Origin of the sequence: Mesorhizobium sp. AR02 (genome assembly GCF_024746835.1) — a bacterium.
Classification (GTDB): Bacteria; Pseudomonadota; Alphaproteobacteria; order Rhizobiales; family Rhizobiaceae; genus Mesorhizobium.
In genome coordinates, this window is sequence record NZ_CP080531.1 from 5,082,714 (window position 1) to 5,097,931 (window position 15,218).

Consider the following 15,218-nt stretch of genomic DNA (forward strand, 5'->3'; position numbering starts at 1 on the left):
GCGAACCCACAGGAAAGGACATCATCATGACAGATAACATCAAGGGCAAGGTCGTCGTCATCACCGGCGCCAGCAGTGGGCTCGGCGAAGCCGCCGCACGGCTGCTGGCGAAGGAGGGCGCGAAGCTGGTGCTGGGCGCGCGCCGCCTCGACCGGCTCGAGGCACTGGCCGCTGAGCTTTCGCTCGGCAAGGACGCCATCATGCAGACCGACGTCACCGATGTCGGTCAGGTCCGACGCCTCGTCGACCATGCGGTGAAGACGCATGGCCGTGTCGACGTCATCATCAACAATGCCGGGCTGATGCCGCATTCGCCGCTGGAGCGCGGCAAGGTCGAGGACTGGGACCGGATGATCGACGTCAACATCAAGGGCGTGCTTTACGGCATCGCCGCCGCATTGCCGCATATGAAGACGCAGAAGAGCGGCCACATCATCAACGTCTCCTCGGTCGCGGGCCACAAGGTCGGGCCGGGCGGCGCGGTCTATGCCGCGACCAAGCACGCGGTGCGCATCATCTCCGAAGGGCTGCGGCAGGAAGTGAAACCTTACAACATCCGCACCACCATCATCTCGCCGGGCGCCGTGGCGACGGAACTGCCCGACAGCGTCACCGAGCCCGATGTCGCCGAGGGCGTGCGCGCGCTCTATGATCGGGTGGCCATCCCAGCCGATTCCTTCGCCAGGACGGTGGTCTTCGCCATGAGCCAGCCCGACGAGGTCGACATCAACGAGATCCTGTTCCGGCCGACAGCGCAGGAGTACTAGCACCTCGGCGTGCACCTTTGAGGGCGCGCGCGTCTAGCCGTGCCGTATGCCTTTAGCGATTGGCGGAAACGCCCGACACTTCGTCATCCACGGGCGGAGCAGCCGCGTAGCGGCGTCGCGGAGACCCGAGGATCCATGCCGCGACCTTGCTGACAGGTGCAGCGGAGCAGGATTCCGAACCGTGGCAACGCTTTGAGGTCGCGGCATGGATCCTCGGGTCTGCGCCGCGTCGCTTCGCTCCTTGCTCCGCCCGTGGATGACGAAGTCGGGGGCGCCGCAAATCTCCAAATCTTGACAGTTGCACCTTTCCCGCGCCAGCTTGGCGCCATGTTCGTTCCCGCGCTCGCCATCGCCAACCGACGCCGCCGCACAGTGCGGAGCGGCAAGCTGATTGCGCGACGACAAGGGCCGGCACAATAAATCCGGTTCGTTCGTTTCCAGCCCCGCCCGCGACAACGCCGGCGGGGTTTTCATGCCTGGAGCATTGTGATGACAAACAATTCCATCCGGTTTCGGCCGGCCGAACCCGCTGACGCCGCAGCGATCAGGGACATCGTGCACGCGGCCTATGCGAAGTGGGTGCCGGTGATCGGCCGCGAGCCGCTGCCGATGCGCGCCGATTACGACAAGGCCGTTGCCGAGCACCCGTTCGAGCTCGCCGTCGCGGATGGCCGCATTGTCGGGATGATCGAAACCATGCTGGCCGACGATCACCTGTGGATCGAGAATGTCTGCGTGTCGCCAGAGGCGCAGGGCAGGGGCATCGGCCGGCTGCTGCTGGAGCGGGCGGAGCGGAAGGCGTTCGAGGCCGGCCGCCCCGAGCTGCGCCTGCTGACCAATGGCGCGTTCGAGGCCAACGTGTTGTTGTACAAAAGGCATGGCTATACGATCGACCGGGAGGAGCCGTTCATGGGCGGCATGACGGTCTATATGAGCAAGAGATTGACGCGATAGCGGCAATCGGAGGCATGGATACGACGATGGCTGCCAGGGTCAAATTGAAGCAACTTCCCGGGTCGTACGCGATTTCGCGGCTCGGAGCGGGCGACGGCATTCCCGGCTGGGCGGACGGGCCGGGCTTCGTCAGCATCACCAGGACCGACGACGAGCTTTCGATCACGTGCCTGCAGGATCGCGTTCCAGGCACGGTCAAGCACGATGGCGACTGGGTCGTCTTCAAATTGCAGGGGCCCTTTGCTTTCGACGAAACCGGCATCGTGTTGTCGGTCATCCAGCCGCTGTCGGAAAGCGGGCTGGGCATCTTCGTGGTGTCCACCTTCGATGGCGATCACCTGCTGGTGAAAGCGGCGGATCAAGATGCGGCGAGACGGCATCTGGTCGAGGCAGGACACACACTGCTGTAATTCATCCCACGCCATCGAAAACGGCTGGGTTCGCTGGCCCAACGCCTCTGGCTCAATCACTGGCGCGCTGGCTCAACCACTTCGGGGGTTGCGTTTGACAGCGCGGTTTGTGCATCGTTATCTCTAGCTGGATATCACGGCCGGAACGGCCTTGCGGCACCCCCAAGGAGAAAACCATGTCACACAATCTGCAGTTCTATATCGATGGCGCGTGGGTCGATCCTGAAGTGCCCAACACGCTCGATGTCATCGATCCCTCGAACGAGGATGCCTTCGCGCAGATCTCGCTCGGCTCCAAGGCCGATGTCGACAAGGCGGTGGCCGCCGCCAAGCGCGCTTTCAACACATTCGGCTTCACCTCGGTGGAAGAGCGCCTCGATATCCTGAACCGCATCATCGAGGTCTACAAGAAGCGCTCGAAGGATCTGGCGCTTGCCGTGTCGCGCGAGATGGGCGCGCCACGCCAGATGGCGCTCGACAGCCAGGTCGGCGTTGGGCTGGCGCATCTGACCAAAATGGCTGAGGTGCTGAAGAGCTTCCAGTTCCGTCACGTCAAGGGCAGCGCGCTGATCGTCAAGGAGCCGATCGGCGTCGTCGGCCTGATCACGCCGTGGAACTGGCCGCTGAACCAGATCACCTGCAAGGTCGCCCCCGCGCTCGCCGCCGGCTGCACCATGGTGCTGAAGCCATCGGAAATCGCGCCGCTCGACGCCATCATCTTCGCCGAGATCATCGACGAGGCGGGCGTGCCGAAGGGCGTGTTCAACCTCGTCAATGGCGATGGCCCCGTTGTCGGCCAGGCGCTGTCCAGCCATCCCGACATCGACATGATGTCGTTCACCGGTTCTACCCGGGCCGGCATATTGGTGGCCAAGGCCGCCGCCGACACGGTCAAGCGCGTGCATCAGGAACTGGGCGGCAAGTCGGCCAACATCCTGTTCCCGGATGTCGACCTCGCCACCGCCGTCAGCAAGGGCGTCGCCGGCTGCTTCGGCAATAGCGGCCAGTCCTGCAATGCGCCGACCCGCATGTTCGTGCCGCGCGATCGCCATGACGAAGCGGCGGGCTATGCCAAGGCGGCAGCGGAAAAGTTCGTGGTCGGGCCCGCCGACGGCGCCAACACCAAGCTTGGTCCTGTTGTCAGCCAGATCCAGTTCGACAAGATCCAGGACCTGATCCAGAGCGGCATCGACGAGGGTGCGACACTGGTCGCCGGCGGCCCCGGCCGCCCTGCCGAACTCAACCGCGGCTACTATATCAGGCCGACCGTGTTCGCCGACGTCACCCACGACATGCGCATCGCGCGCGAAGAAATCTTCGGGCCGGTGTTGGCGATCCTGCCCTACGACACGGTCGAACAGGCGGTCGAGCAGGCCAACGACACCGTCTACGGCCTTGCCTCCTACATCCAGGCCAAGGACATCCAGAAGGCCCGCGACGTGGCGGCACGCATGCGCTCGGGCAATGTCTACATCAACTACCCGACCTGGGACGCCGGCCTGCCCTTTGGCGGCTACAAGCAGTCGGGCAATGGCCGCGAATACGCCGAATACGGGCTCGAGGATTTCCTCGAGATCAAGGGCATCGCGGGATATGAGGCGGCTGAGTAAATGCCAATGCAGCGCGCCGCTCATGCGGCGCGCTGACCTTCCCGCATGGACGGAGGGATTGAGCTTTGGTTGCAGCCGGCCACCGACCATTTATGATGGTGTTGCGGAAATTCCTGGGTGTTTCCTGCACGAACCGCGGATGAGCCGAAGGTGGAAAAGTCAGAGCCCAACGAGAGTCTCTACCAGGTCTTCGTCGACGATAATTTCCATTATCGTGACGAGAGTCATCGGTATTTGGACGGACAATTCGCAACTTACGAAGAGGCGGTGGAGCATTGCCGCGCCATAGTAGACGGCGAACTGGAAAATGCTTTCAAACCGGGAGCAACCGCCGAACAGCGGTTTGAGACATACAGTTTGTTTGGCTTGGACCCGTTCATCAAGACACCGCCCGGGCGACGGGTCGATCCGCCTTTTTCCGCTTGGGATTATGCAAAGGAGCGGTGCGGAATCTTACCTCGCGCCGCCACCATTCCAGAAGCCTGATTTTCAGCGCTTCTTGCCAATTGGCAAATACGTGCTATATCTCTGCCAATAGCAGAGGTGAGCACAATGCAGCTTCAGTCCATCGTCACCACGCCGGCCACGGTCGGGTCAGCCATTTCGGAGGAAGAGGCGGGCGCCCTGGCGCGCACCACGGTCAATCTGTTCAAGGCGTGGAACCTCACCGATCTGGAGGCTTGCATCCTGCTCGGTGGCATGTCGGCACGGACCTGGGCGCGCTGGAAGGAGGGCGGCATCGGCCGCATCGACCGCGACCTGCGCACCCGCATGGCGCATCTGATGGGCATCCACAAGGGCCTGCGCTATCTCTTCACCGAGCCGGCGCGCGGCTATGCCTGGATCCGCAAGCCCAATGCCACTTTCGGCGGCCAGTCGGCGCTCGACCTGATGCTGCGCGGCGAAATCTCCGACCTTGCCGCGATGCGCGAATGGCTCGATGCGGAGCGTGGTGCATGGTGAGTGGGCTCGCGGTCCGGCGCCGCGTCCACTGGCACCAGACGTTTCGCATCATCCGCTCCATCCATCCGCCGATCGACCTCTTCGAGGACATTGCCGATCCGCGCGACTGGGAGGCACTGGCCTCGGTGGAGGAGAAGACCAACCCGCGCATCCGGCTGGAGATCGGCGACCTCGGCAAGGTTACGGCCGCAAGGCGGGTGTCCGGCCCTGGCGCCAGCTTCGTCATGGCGCCCTTCGTGCATTGTTCGACGCTGCGGCCCCGCCGCTTCTCGGATGGCAGCTACGGCCTCTATTATGCCGGCGACAGCGAGGATGTGGCGCTGGCCGAAACCATCCACCACCACCAGAATTTCATGCGTGCGACCAATGAGGACCCGGGCTGGACGGCGGACTTTCGCGTGCTGATCGGCAGCGTCGACCGCGACCTCGATGACGTCAACGCGGTGCCCGGCGTGCTCGACCCCGACGACTACACCGCCTCGCAGGCCGAAGGGCGGGCGCTGCGGGCGCAAGGCAGCGACGGGCTGGTGTGGAACAGCGTGCGCATGCCTGAGGGCCAAGGCATCGGCATCTTCTGGCCCGACGTCATCCCCGTTCCGGTGCAGGGCCGGCACTACAGCTACCACTGGGACGGCAAGCGCGTGGATTTCGTGCGCCAGCACGACACGGGCAAGGTGCTTTCGGTCACCTGATGGGATAGCGGCGCATTCGTTGGAAAGGCTTGCGCCCGGCGGCGTCATTCCGGTTCGTGCCATGCCCAGAGAGCAATGTTCTCCGATCGCCATCAACAATGGCATGGATTTCCTGCCATATCGTCTCTACCCGATCTATATATCGGTTGAGATCGATGCGAGGTGAAGATGGACCACGACATCATATTGAAGGCACTGGCGCATCCGTTCCGACGCGATGTCCTGGCGTGGCTGAAGGAGCCTGAACAGCACTTCGCCGCGCAGGCGCATCCGCTCGAAATGGGCGTCTGCGCCAGCCAGTTCGACCATCGCGGCCTGGCGCAGTCCAGCGTCTCGGCACATCTGGCGACACTGGCGTCGGCCGACCTCGTGACGACGCGGCGGGTCGGCCAATGGGTGTTCTACAAGCGCAACGAAGAAACCATCGCCGCCTTCCAGGCCGCCTTGTCCGATCTCTGACGATCCTCCCCATCCCCCAAAAATGCATGAAAGGCATTTCTCATGGCTACCCTCTTTGATCCCTTGCGGGCCGGTGATCTCGCGCTGGCGAACCGCATCGTCATGGCGCCGCTGACGCGTAACCGCTCGCCCAATGCGGTGCCCGGCGACCTCTCGGTGACCTATTACAGCCAGCGCGCCACGGCTGGCCTGATCGTGACCGAGGCCACCGCCATCAGCCATCAGGGCCAGGGCTATGCCAACGTGCCCGGCCTCTATGGCGCGGATCAGCTGGCCGGCTGGAAGCGTGTCACCGATGCCGTTCACAAGGCCGGCGGCAAGATCGTCGTGCAGCTCTGGCATGTCGGACGCATCTCGCACACGACGTTGCAGCCCGGTGGCGGCAAGCCGGTGGCGCCGTCGGCGATCAGGGCAAACTCCAAGACGTTCCTGGTCAAGCCGGATGGCAGCGGCGAGTTCGCCGAGACCTCCGAGCCGCGCGCGCTCGATGCCGCCGAACTTCCCGGCATCGTCGAGGATTTCTGCCGCGCCGCCAAGGCGGCGATCGAGGTAGCGGGTTTCGACGGCGTCGAGATCCATGGCGCCAATGGCTATCTCATCGACCAGTTCCTGCGCTCGGGCACCAATCATCGTACCGATGAGTATGGCGGCTCGATCGAGAACCGGACGCGCTTCCTGTTCGAGGTGGTCGACGCTGTCACGGGCGCCGTCGGCGCCGGCAGGACGGGGATCAGGCTGTCCCCGGTGACTCCCGCCAACGACACCTCGGATGCCGATCCGCAGCCGCTGTTCAATCATGTGGTGGCCGGCCTGGGCAGCCGCGGCCTCGCCTATATCCATATCGTCGAGGGCGCGACCGGTGGGGCGCGCGACTTCAGCCAGGGCGACGGGCCGTTTGACTACGAAGAACTGAAGGCCACCTATCGCAAGGCCGGCGGCACTGGCGCCTGGCTGGTGAACAATGGCTACGACAAGGAACTGGCCGAAAAGGCTGTCGGATACGGCTATGCCGACCTTGTCGCGTTCGGCAAGCTGTTCATCGCCAATCCCGACCTCGTCAGCCGGCTGAAGCGCAATGCCGGACTGAACGATCCGGACAAGGCGACGTTCTATGGCGGAGACGCCAGGGGCTATACGGACTACCCGACGGCGGCCTGAGCCGCCTATCCCCGACGATCTGATCTTACGCCTCCTCACAAGGCAGCCGGCTCCCCATGGGAGCCGGTCGGCCATCACGCCCGATCCGCGACCGGATTGAACATTCCGCCGAGACGGCGTACAGACGCGATGCAAGGCAACGCTATTTTTCAACAGATATAACGTCTGCCGGTTCGAGGCAGAGGTTCAAGAAATGGCGCCAGCGAAAAAAGCCGTGGTCATGATCTATGCGGCCGGCAGCCTGCGCCATGTCTTGCCGTCGCTGGTCTCGGCTTTCCAGTCGATTTCAGGCATGACCGCCGAGACACGGCTTGGCCCCGCCGGCCTGCTGCGCGAGCGCATCGAGGCTGGCGAGCGGCCCGACATTTTTCTCTCGGCGAGCTTTGCCCATCCGGCCCGGCTTGCCGAGCTGAAGCTGGCGCGGCCGGCGGTGGTCTTCGCCCGCAACACCATGGCCGCCGCCGTGCGCCGCGACGCCGGCTTCACCACGAGGAATTTCGTCGAGAGGCTGCTTGATCCCACGATCGGTATCGCCACCTCGACGCCGCTGAAAGATCCCTCCGGTGACTATGCCTGGGCGATCTTCCGGCGCATCGACCAGGCGCGGCCCGGCAGCTTCGCGCTGCTCGACGCCAAGGCGCAGAAGCTGGTCGGCGGCTCGGAAACATCAAACATTCCCGGCCGCTACGACCCGATCGCGGCAGCACTTGCCGCCGGCACCGCCCATGTCTTCCTCGGTTCTCGTACAGGCCTGAAAGGGCTGGCGCAGGAGGCCGAGGGTGTCGACATCGTGGACATTCCGGCGACCGTGAATGTCGTGCCGGAATATGGGCTGGCGACGCTGGAAGGGTGTTCGCCGGCAGGACAGGCACTGGCGCTGTTTATTCTCTCGTCGGTCGGGCAGGGGATCTTGCGCGATTTCGGGTTTTTGCCGGTGGCGCTGCCGCAAGGGATGTGAGCTGACGCGGCCGTTCTTCCCTTCTCCCCTTTGTTTGGACCGGAGACATCGCGCTTCTGTCCTCGAATGGCATCCCGAACCCCCTCGCGCAAAAGCGCAAAACTGTTCGCGATGTCCTCGCACACCTGTTCGCGATGTCTCCGGTCCAAACAAAGGGGAGAAGGGAAGGCGCACGCGACGGCCTGCCGGATGAGCTTGCCGCACTCCAACCAACGCTATATGCATGCGAACACATCGAATGCGCCTTGAGAGGCCCCCAATGAATCTGCGTCGCGGCTCTGTGCTCGCCTTTGCCTTGATCTCCTCGCTAATGGCCTTGCCGCCAGCGGTTGCGCGTACCGTCACCGACCAGCTCAACCGCACGGTGACCGTCCCGGACAAGGTCGAGCGCATCGTCGTGCTGCAGCACCAGACGCTCGACATACTGGTCGAGCTCGGCGCCGCCGACAAAATCGTCGGCGTGTTGCGCACCTGGCCAAAGCTCATTCCCGGGCTCGACAAATACGCACCGCGGCTCGCCAGCCTGCCGATGCCGGGCGACCTCTCGACCGCCAATGTCGAGGAGGTGCTGAAGCTGAAGCCCGATGTCGTCTTCGTCACCAATTACGCGCCGCCGGCGATGATCGAGCAGCTGTCGCAGGCCGGGCTGCCGGTGGTGGCGATCTCGCTGTCGAAGGGCGAGGGCGTCGAGGCGCCAAAACTCAACCCGACCTTCGCCGATGACGACGTTGCTTACTCGGAAGGCCTGAAGATCGGCGTGCGGCTGATCGGCGACATCGTCGGCAAGCGCGAGCGGGCCGACCAGCTGATCGACTATGCCTTTGCCCTACGCAAGCAGGTGGAAGAGCGCGTCGCCTCGATCCCCGATGCCGAGCGGGTGAAGCTCTACATGGCCAACCCCGACATGAACACTTACGGCTCGGGCAAATACACCGGCGTCATCATGAGGCGCTCCGGTGGTGTCAATGTCGCGGCGGGCGTGCGCGGCGCCACAAAAGTGTCGATGGAGGATGTGCTGGCCTGGAACCCGCAGGTGGTCTTCGTGCAGGACCGCTACGCGCCGGTGGCCGACGAGATCAAGAAGAGTGCCGCCTGGCAGCATGTCGACGCGGTCGAGAACAAGCGTCTCTACATCACGCCAGAATATGTGAAGCCGTGGGGCTATCCGCTGCCGGAAGCTTTGGCGCTGGGCGAATTGTGGATGGCGAAGAAGCTTTACCCCGAGCGCTTCGCCGACATCGACATGCAGAAGCAGGCCGATGCGTATTATCGGAAGTTTTATGGGCAGAAGTATAGCGGGCCGAATTGAGAGCGGCGTTGCGAGGCCAACTATGAGCGCCGCGCTGCCCCTCATTGCCCTGCCGGGCATTTCTCCCCGTATAGTGACGGGGAGAAAGACGCTCTTGTCCATGGCTTCGCCAATCACCTTCCTTGCAAGAAGGGCGCCGGCAGCGGCACAGCTTCTTTCTCCCCGTTTACGGGGAGAAATGCCCGGCAGGGCAATGAGGGGCAGCGCAAACGATAGAAAAGGAATGCACGCCCGTGCTGCCGGCGGCATGAGGCATTAAATCCGTGCCCGGGCTCGAACCACCAACCAGCAAGTCCCCCCGCAGCCTCGCAACCATCCTGCTCATCGCACTGCCCACCATCCTCTTCCTGCTCTCCTTCCTGCTCGGCCGCTACCCCGTCGAACCCATCACCGTCATCAAGGTCATCGCCGCGCAATTCCTGCCGATCGCGCAGGACTGGCCGCCGGTGGTTGGCTCCGTGGTGCTCGATGTGCGGCTGCCGCGTGTGCTTGCTGCCATGGTCGTTGGCGGCGGGCTGGCGCTTGCCGGCGCTTGCTATCAGGGCGTGTTCCGCAATCCGCTGGTGTCGCCGTTCACGCTCGGCGTTTCGGCCGGCGCCGGCTTTGGCGCGGCGGTGGCGATCCTGCTCTTCGGCGAGCGCTACGCGACGCAGGCCTGCGCCTTTGCCTTCGGGCTGCTGGCGGTGGCGATGTGCTTTGCCATGAACCGCTTCTTCCGGCTGAACTCGACCATCGCGCTGGTGCTGGGCGGCATCATTGTCGGTTCGCTGTTCACGGCGCTTCTGTCGCTGCTGAAATATGTCGCCGACCCCAATTCCAAACTGCCGGTCATCGAGTTCTGGCTGCTCGGCTCGCTCTCTTCTGTCTCGACATCAGACCTCGTGCCGGTGCTGGTCGTCACCATTCCTTGCGTCGCCGGGCTGCTCGCCCTGCGCTGGCGGCTGAACGTGCTGGCGATGGGCGACGAGCAGGCCCGCATCATGGGCGTCGAGGTTGCGCGGCTCAGGCTGGTGATGATCCTGCTGTCGACGCTGATCGCGGCCTCGGCTGTGTCGATCAGCGGCATCATCGGCTGGGTCGGGCTGGTCATCCCGCATTTCGCCCGCATCCTCGTCGGGCCGGATTTCCGCCGCCTGCTGCCGGCGACCTTGTCGCTCGGCGCCTGCTATCTGCTGATCATCGACGACGTTGCCCGCACGGTGACAGCGGCCGAAGTGCCGCTCGGCATCCTCACCGCGCTGATCGGCGCGCCGGTGTTCATGCTGCTGCTCGGGCGCGGCAGGTTGGGCTGGGCATGATGGGTTCATCATGATCCTGGCTGCCGCCGATCTCGGCTTTTCCTATCCCGGCCGCGCGAGTCCGGTGTTTTCCGGCATCAGCCTCGATGTCGCGGCCGGCGAGGTGGTCTGCGTGCTCGGCCCGAATGGCGTTGGCAAATCGACGCTGCTGCGCTGCCTGGCCGGGCTCTCGGCGCCGAGCGCCGGCTCCATGCAACTGGAAGGCCAGCCAATCGCATCGCTGTCGCGCGCGGCGATCGCGCGGCTGCTGGCGCTGGTGCCGCAGAGCTACGAGACGGTCTTCGCCTTCTCGGTGCGCACCGTGGTCGAGATGGGGCGCGCGCCGCATCTTGGCCCGTTCGACGCGCCGGGCGACGAGGCGGCGCGGATGACCCGCGAGGCGCTGGCGACGCTCGGCATTCCCCATCTGATCGATGCCGCCTACAGCGAGATCAGCGGCGGCGAACGCCAACTGGTGCAGATCGCGCGCGTGCTGGTGCAGGCGCCGAAGCTGATGATCCTGGACGAGCCGACCGCGCATCTCGACTTCGCCAACCAGGCCCGCTTCCTGGCGCTGATGCGCCGGCTCGCCGCCGGCGGCCTGGCCGTCATCTTCACCTCTCACGCGCCCGACCACGCCTATGCGCTGGCAGACCGCACGCTGGTCCTGTCGCCTGACCATCCGCCGGTGCTTGGGCCGACGGAAGAGATCCTCACCGAGGCGGTGCTGTCACGCGCCTATGGTGTGCCGATTCGCCCCATCCGCGCGGGCGGCCACGTCGCTTGCGTGGCGGATGTGGGGCCTGGCTGATCGGATTTCTTTGTTACGGTGACTTGCGGCGATCAAGAATTTGCCTGATCAAGTCGGTATAGGGCCAACAATCGCCAGACATGATCCAGATACCGCTGACATGATGCTTCATAGATTTCTGCGATTGGCTGCGGGGGCGCGGCGGACTCTGGCTGGCGCTGCCATACTGCTGGCACTCGGCGCTCCCGTCCTGGCGGCCGACAGCCGCCTGGATGATTGCGCTAACGACAAACTTGACACTGCCAAGCGGATTGCTGCCTGCACCAGCGTGCTGGAGGACAAGGCGACGTCGCCGGCTGACCAGGCCATTGCCTATTTCGATCGCGGCAATGCGTTGGACGCGACCGGCGAATACGACCGCGCCATATCGGATTACGACAAAGCGATCGAGCTCGATCCCAAGGACGCCGATGCCTTCAACAATCGTGGCCTGAGCTGGAGCCACAAGAAGGACTATGACCGGGCGCTCGCCGACTACAGCAGGGCGATAGAGCTCAATCCGCAATTCTCCCTTGCCTATGCCAACCGGGGCCTGATCTGGCACGGCCAGAAGCGCGACGAAGACCGCGCGATCGCCGATTTCAACAAGGCGATCAGTCTCGAACCGCAAACCAGCGATGTCTATAACCTTCTCGGCAATGCGTATCTGCGCAAGGGCGACTATGACAGCGCCATCACCGGCTACAGCCAGGCGGTGTTTCTCGATCCCGAGAATCCCGATCTGTATTTCAATCTCGGGCTGGCCTGGACCTCCAAGGGCAATCCGGAACGCGCCATAGCAGACTACAGCCAGGCGATCAGCCTCGACGCGAAGCATGTCGATGCCTATCGCTGGCGCGCTGATGCCTGGGTCAAGCGGGGCGACACCGATCGCGCCATTTCAGACTACGACGAGGCCATCAGGATCGATCCGAGGGACGCCGAGACCTTCCGCAATCGTGGTGATTTGTGGTTCGGCAAGAAGGACTATGATCGTGCCGTTGCGGATTACGGGCAGGCCATCGATGTCGATCCCAGAGATGCGGTAGCCTATAATGATCGTGGCTGGACGTGGTCGCAGAAGAACGACGCCGATCGCGCCATAGCGGATTTCGACAAGGCGATCAGCCTCGATCCGACCTACGCCAGGGCCTACAACAATCGCGGCCTGGCGTGGTCGGACAAGGGCGATCTCGACCGTGCCATATCGGACTACGACCAGGCGATCGCCATCGATCCCAAATATGCGCAGCCTTACGATAACCGGGGCCTGGCGCTGATGGACAAGGGTGAATACGACCGCGCCCTGGCGGACTTCAATCTGGCGATCCTCGCCGATCCTGCATACGCCAGGGCCTACAAGAACCGCGGGGCGGCCTGGGCCCGGAAAGCTCAGTTCAACTACGCCATCGCCGACTACGATCGAGCGATTGCACTTAATCCGGACTATGCAAGCGCCTATCTCGGGCGGGCTCGCACGCGCATCTACAAAGGCGAATACAACGGCGCGATCGCCGACTGTGATCAGGCGATCCACCTCGACGCCAATTACGCCACCGCCTATGAAATGCGCGGCCTCGCCAACCTCTACAAGACCAGCTACAGCGACGCTTTCGCCGACTACAATGAAGCGGTGCGCCTCAGCCCGAAACATGCGGGTGTCTATCAGAGCCGGGGCATCGCACAGTTCTACCTTGGGCCGCCGGCAAGGGCGCAGGCCGACCTTGAACTGGGCGCCCAGATCCTGCCGAAGGATGCCTATTATGCGATCTGGGCGGATCTGGCGCGGCGCCGCAACGGGCAGCCGAGCATCCTGCGCGACGCCAAGGTCGACATGACGAAATGGCCGGCGCCGCTGGTGCGCATGCTGCTGGGAGAGCAGACGCCCGAGGCGGCGCTCGCCGCGGCCAACGATCCCAATTTGACGAAAAAAAACGAGCAGGTGTGCGAGGCGAATTTCTACACGGCGGAATTCCTGCGGCTGCAGCATCGCGAGGAGGAGTCCCTGCGGCTCTACCGCCTCGCGCTCGGCGGGTGTCCTCGGGACTTCATCGAATATCCGGCTGCGACGACCGCGCTGCGCGTCATGGGCAAGGCGCCGTGAGCGGCGCGTCGCTTCATGGACACGCACATCCATTTGACCGAAGACGTGCGATTGATCCCGATGACAGGGCAGGGAAGGCAATGACAGGCAGCCTTGTCGGCGACTGGAAAGTCCGCCGCACGATGATCGATTTCCTGACCGGCGAGACCTACCGCTTCGCCGGCGACGCCGTGGTCACGGCTGATGCCTTCAGCGAGCATGGCATCATGCGGATCGGTTCCCGCGAAATGCCGGCAAGCAGGCGCTACCAGCTTGAGTCGGGCGAGAGTTCGGTGCACATCCTACACGCGGATGGCCAAGACTTCATCGAGCTGGAGCCGAAGGCGGTGCAGACCGTCCGCCATCCCTGCGGCGCCGATCTCTATGTCGGGCGTTTCTTCTTTCGCGGGCCTGACGAATGGGCCGAGGCGTGGCGGGTCAAAGGCCCGCGCAAGAATTATGCGAGCCTTGGCCGGTTTTATCGACTGCAGGATACATCGTCTCGCTTGCGCTTACTCGAAGGGGACCAAGTCCGCGCGTTGGAGAACGCTCTCATTGCCGGCGAACGCTCTGGGGCACCTGTTGCTTTCGACAGCACTGCATTCCTGAGCAAGATGCGGGCCAAGCATGCCAGGTGAGCACCGCTAGAGCGGGATGACTTTAGGTTGGGCATACCCGGCCTCGATGAAGTAATTCCTGCATTCGATTGAATTGACGGTGCCGAGGATTTGTCCGATGGCATTGCAGACTGCATCGATGGTTCGCCTGGCCGCCTTGCGCAGCCAATGCTTGAGCTTTGCAAAGAGCTTCTCGATGGGGTTCAGGTCGGGCGAGTATTTCGGCAGGAGAAACAGCTTGGCGCCGGCCGAGCGGATGGCGCGGCGCACGGCCTTGCTCTTGTGCGAGCCGAGATTGTCCATGACGACGATGTCGCCGGGCTTGAGGGTTGGGACGAGAACCTTGTCGACATAGAGCTGGAACCGCTCGCCGTTGATTGGTCCGTCGATGAGCCATGGCGCATCGACACGGTCGTGGCGTAGCGCCGCCAAGAAGGTCATGGTCTTCCAATGGCCGTGCGGTACCTTGGCTTTGATCCTCTCGCCGCGCGGTGCCCATCCCCTGAGCGGCGCCATGTTTGTCTTGGTCCAGGTCTCGTCGATGAACACCAGGCGGGAAGGATCGATGCGGTCCTGATACTTTGCCCACTGTGCCCGCCTGTGCGCCACATCGGGGCGATCCTGCTCAGCCGCGATCAGCGTCTTTTTTTGTGACTGAGCTTCTCGGCGTGGACGAACTCCCATACCGAGCGGTAATCGACCTTCAGGCCGCGCTCGGCCAGTTCGGCCACCAGTCCGCGTAGCGTGAAATCAGCGGCCCGGCAGCGCGCCAGAAGCCAGTCCCGATGCTCACCGGCAATCTTCTTCGGCCTGTGCCCACCCATCTTGCCGGGCGCAAGGCTGCTCGTTTCGCGCAAGCGGCTTACCCATCTGATGACGGTACTGATACCAACCCCAAAGCGCACTGCCGCCTGCCGCCGCGACAGCCCCTCCCGCTCAACCGACGCAACAACCCGTTCGCGAAGATCCATCGAATAAGGCTTGCCCATCCATGCTGGCCTCCTTGCCCAGCCAGCATGTTGAATCAGATTTGCCTGCCCAAGGGAATCCGCCGTCGATTCAGGCTCAATTCATCCCGCTCTAGAGCAGTTCACCGTTTCACGGAAACGGCGAACCGCTCTAACTCTTTGTTTTGACGCAATTCCGGACGGAAAACCGTTCACACTTTTCC

The 15,218-nt window shown here is 63.6% G+C and carries 16 protein-coding genes; 15 read left to right on the top strand and 1 reads right to left on the bottom strand.

Annotated elements, in window-relative coordinates:
• Positions 1–26 precede the first annotated feature (26 nt).
• The 15 genes from DBIPINDM_RS28675 (at position 27) to DBIPINDM_RS28745 (ending at position 14,068) form a co-directional block, all read left to right on the top strand.
• Complete coding sequence (locus DBIPINDM_RS28675) at positions 27–767, top strand: SDR family oxidoreductase (protein ID WP_258582350.1); 741 nt, start codon at positions 27–29, stop codon at positions 765–767.
• Between the two features lie 486 nt (positions 768–1,253).
• Positions 1,254–1,721: a GNAT family N-acetyltransferase gene (locus DBIPINDM_RS28680; protein ID WP_258582351.1), complete on the top strand. Its 468-nt coding sequence runs from the start codon at positions 1,254–1,256 to the stop codon at positions 1,719–1,721.
• A gap of 26 nt (positions 1,722–1,747) precedes the next feature.
• Positions 1,748–2,131, top strand: coding sequence for an ACT domain-containing protein (locus DBIPINDM_RS28685; RefSeq protein WP_258582352.1), 384 nt, complete (start codon positions 1,748–1,750; stop codon positions 2,129–2,131).
• Positions 2,132–2,307: 176 nt separating this feature from the next.
• Complete coding sequence (locus tag DBIPINDM_RS28690; RefSeq protein WP_258582353.1) at positions 2,308–3,741, top strand: aldehyde dehydrogenase family protein; 1,434 nt, start codon at positions 2,308–2,310, stop codon at positions 3,739–3,741.
• Positions 3,742–3,891: 150 nt separating this feature from the next.
• Positions 3,892–4,227, top strand: coding sequence for a hypothetical protein (locus DBIPINDM_RS28695; protein ID WP_258582354.1), 336 nt, complete (start codon positions 3,892–3,894; stop codon positions 4,225–4,227).
• A gap of 66 nt (positions 4,228–4,293) precedes the next feature.
• Positions 4,294–4,704 (top strand): MbcA/ParS/Xre antitoxin family protein, encoded by a 411-nt coding sequence (locus DBIPINDM_RS28700; RefSeq protein ID WP_027030275.1) that lies wholly within the window; start codon positions 4,294–4,296, stop codon positions 4,702–4,704.
• On the top strand, positions 4,698–5,396 hold the full coding sequence (locus DBIPINDM_RS28705; RefSeq protein ID WP_258582355.1) for an RES family NAD+ phosphorylase: 699 nt from the start codon (positions 4,698–4,700) through the stop codon (positions 5,394–5,396). The genes DBIPINDM_RS28700 and DBIPINDM_RS28705 overlap by 7 nt, the downstream gene beginning before the upstream one ends.
• A gap of 168 nt (positions 5,397–5,564) precedes the next feature.
• Positions 5,565–5,855, top strand: coding sequence for an ArsR/SmtB family transcription factor (locus tag DBIPINDM_RS28710; RefSeq protein WP_013894257.1), 291 nt, complete (start codon positions 5,565–5,567; stop codon positions 5,853–5,855).
• Between the two features lie 42 nt (positions 5,856–5,897).
• Positions 5,898–7,013 (top strand): alkene reductase, encoded by a 1,116-nt coding sequence (locus DBIPINDM_RS28715; protein ID WP_258582356.1) that lies wholly within the window; start codon positions 5,898–5,900, stop codon positions 7,011–7,013.
• A 193-nt stretch (positions 7,014–7,206) separates the two neighbouring features.
• Positions 7,207–7,971 (top strand): substrate-binding domain-containing protein, encoded by a 765-nt coding sequence (locus DBIPINDM_RS28720; protein ID WP_258582357.1) that lies wholly within the window; start codon positions 7,207–7,209, stop codon positions 7,969–7,971.
• Between the two features lie 259 nt (positions 7,972–8,230).
• A complete protein-coding gene (locus tag DBIPINDM_RS28725; RefSeq protein ID WP_258582358.1) occupies positions 8,231–9,280 on the top strand; it encodes an ABC transporter substrate-binding protein in 1,050 nt (349 codons plus the stop codon).
• Positions 9,281–9,543: 263 nt separating this feature from the next.
• Positions 9,544–10,578: a FecCD family ABC transporter permease gene (locus DBIPINDM_RS28730; RefSeq protein ID WP_258582359.1), complete on the top strand. Its 1,035-nt coding sequence runs from the start codon at positions 9,544–9,546 to the stop codon at positions 10,576–10,578.
• A 10-nt stretch (positions 10,579–10,588) separates the two neighbouring features.
• A complete protein-coding gene (locus DBIPINDM_RS28735) occupies positions 10,589–11,368 on the top strand; it encodes an ABC transporter ATP-binding protein (protein WP_258582360.1) in 780 nt (259 codons plus the stop codon).
• A 100-nt stretch (positions 11,369–11,468) separates the two neighbouring features.
• On the top strand, positions 11,469–13,451 hold the full coding sequence (locus tag DBIPINDM_RS28740) for a tetratricopeptide repeat protein (protein WP_258582361.1): 1,983 nt from the start codon (positions 11,469–11,471) through the stop codon (positions 13,449–13,451).
• A gap of 80 nt (positions 13,452–13,531) precedes the next feature.
• Positions 13,532–14,068 carry a type II toxin-antitoxin system ParD family antitoxin gene (locus DBIPINDM_RS28745; protein ID WP_258582362.1) on the top strand — a complete coding sequence of 179 codons (537 nt, stop codon included), beginning with the start codon at positions 13,532–13,534 and terminating at the stop codon, positions 14,066–14,068.
• A 6-nt stretch (positions 14,069–14,074) separates the two neighbouring features.
• On the opposite strand, the gene DBIPINDM_RS28750 is transcribed toward DBIPINDM_RS28745, so the two are convergent.
• A protein-coding gene (locus tag DBIPINDM_RS28750) for an IS630 family transposase (RefSeq protein WP_416361717.1) occupies positions 14,075–15,036 on the bottom strand; the annotation gives its coding sequence in 2 pieces (ribosomal slippage) (positions 14,075–14,695 and positions 14,698–15,036; 960 coding nt in all).
• Positions 15,037–15,218: the final 182 nt, after the last annotated feature.

What these genes read in the sequence shown, in the direction of transcription:
- DBIPINDM_RS28675 (WP_258582350.1), top strand. Translation starts at nt 27, where the DNA reads ATGACAGATAACATCAAGGGCAAGGTCGTCGTCATCACCGGCGCCAGC.
- DBIPINDM_RS28685 (WP_258582352.1), top strand. Translation starts at nt 1,748, where the DNA reads ATGGCTGCCAGGGTCAAATTGAAGCAACTTCCCGGGTCGTACGCGATT.
- DBIPINDM_RS28690 (WP_258582353.1), top strand. Translation starts at nt 2,308, where the DNA reads ATGTCACACAATCTGCAGTTCTATATCGATGGCGCGTGGGTCGATCCT.
- DBIPINDM_RS28700 (WP_027030275.1), top strand. Translation starts at nt 4,294, where the DNA reads ATGCAGCTTCAGTCCATCGTCACCACGCCGGCCACGGTCGGGTCAGCC.
- DBIPINDM_RS28705 (WP_258582355.1), top strand. Translation starts at nt 4,698, where the DNA reads ATGGTGAGTGGGCTCGCGGTCCGGCGCCGCGTCCACTGGCACCAGACG.
- DBIPINDM_RS28710 (WP_013894257.1), top strand. Translation starts at nt 5,565, where the DNA reads ATGGACCACGACATCATATTGAAGGCACTGGCGCATCCGTTCCGACGC.
- DBIPINDM_RS28715 (WP_258582356.1), top strand. Translation starts at nt 5,898, where the DNA reads ATGGCTACCCTCTTTGATCCCTTGCGGGCCGGTGATCTCGCGCTGGCG.
- DBIPINDM_RS28720 (WP_258582357.1), top strand. Translation starts at nt 7,207, where the DNA reads ATGGCGCCAGCGAAAAAAGCCGTGGTCATGATCTATGCGGCCGGCAGC.
- DBIPINDM_RS28725 (WP_258582358.1), top strand. Translation starts at nt 8,231, where the DNA reads ATGAATCTGCGTCGCGGCTCTGTGCTCGCCTTTGCCTTGATCTCCTCG.
- DBIPINDM_RS28735 (WP_258582360.1), top strand. Translation starts at nt 10,589, where the DNA reads ATGATCCTGGCTGCCGCCGATCTCGGCTTTTCCTATCCCGGCCGCGCG.
- DBIPINDM_RS28740 (WP_258582361.1), top strand. Translation starts at nt 11,469, where the DNA reads ATGATGCTTCATAGATTTCTGCGATTGGCTGCGGGGGCGCGGCGGACT.
- DBIPINDM_RS28745 (WP_258582362.1), top strand. Translation starts at nt 13,532, where the DNA reads ATGACAGGCAGCCTTGTCGGCGACTGGAAAGTCCGCCGCACGATGATC.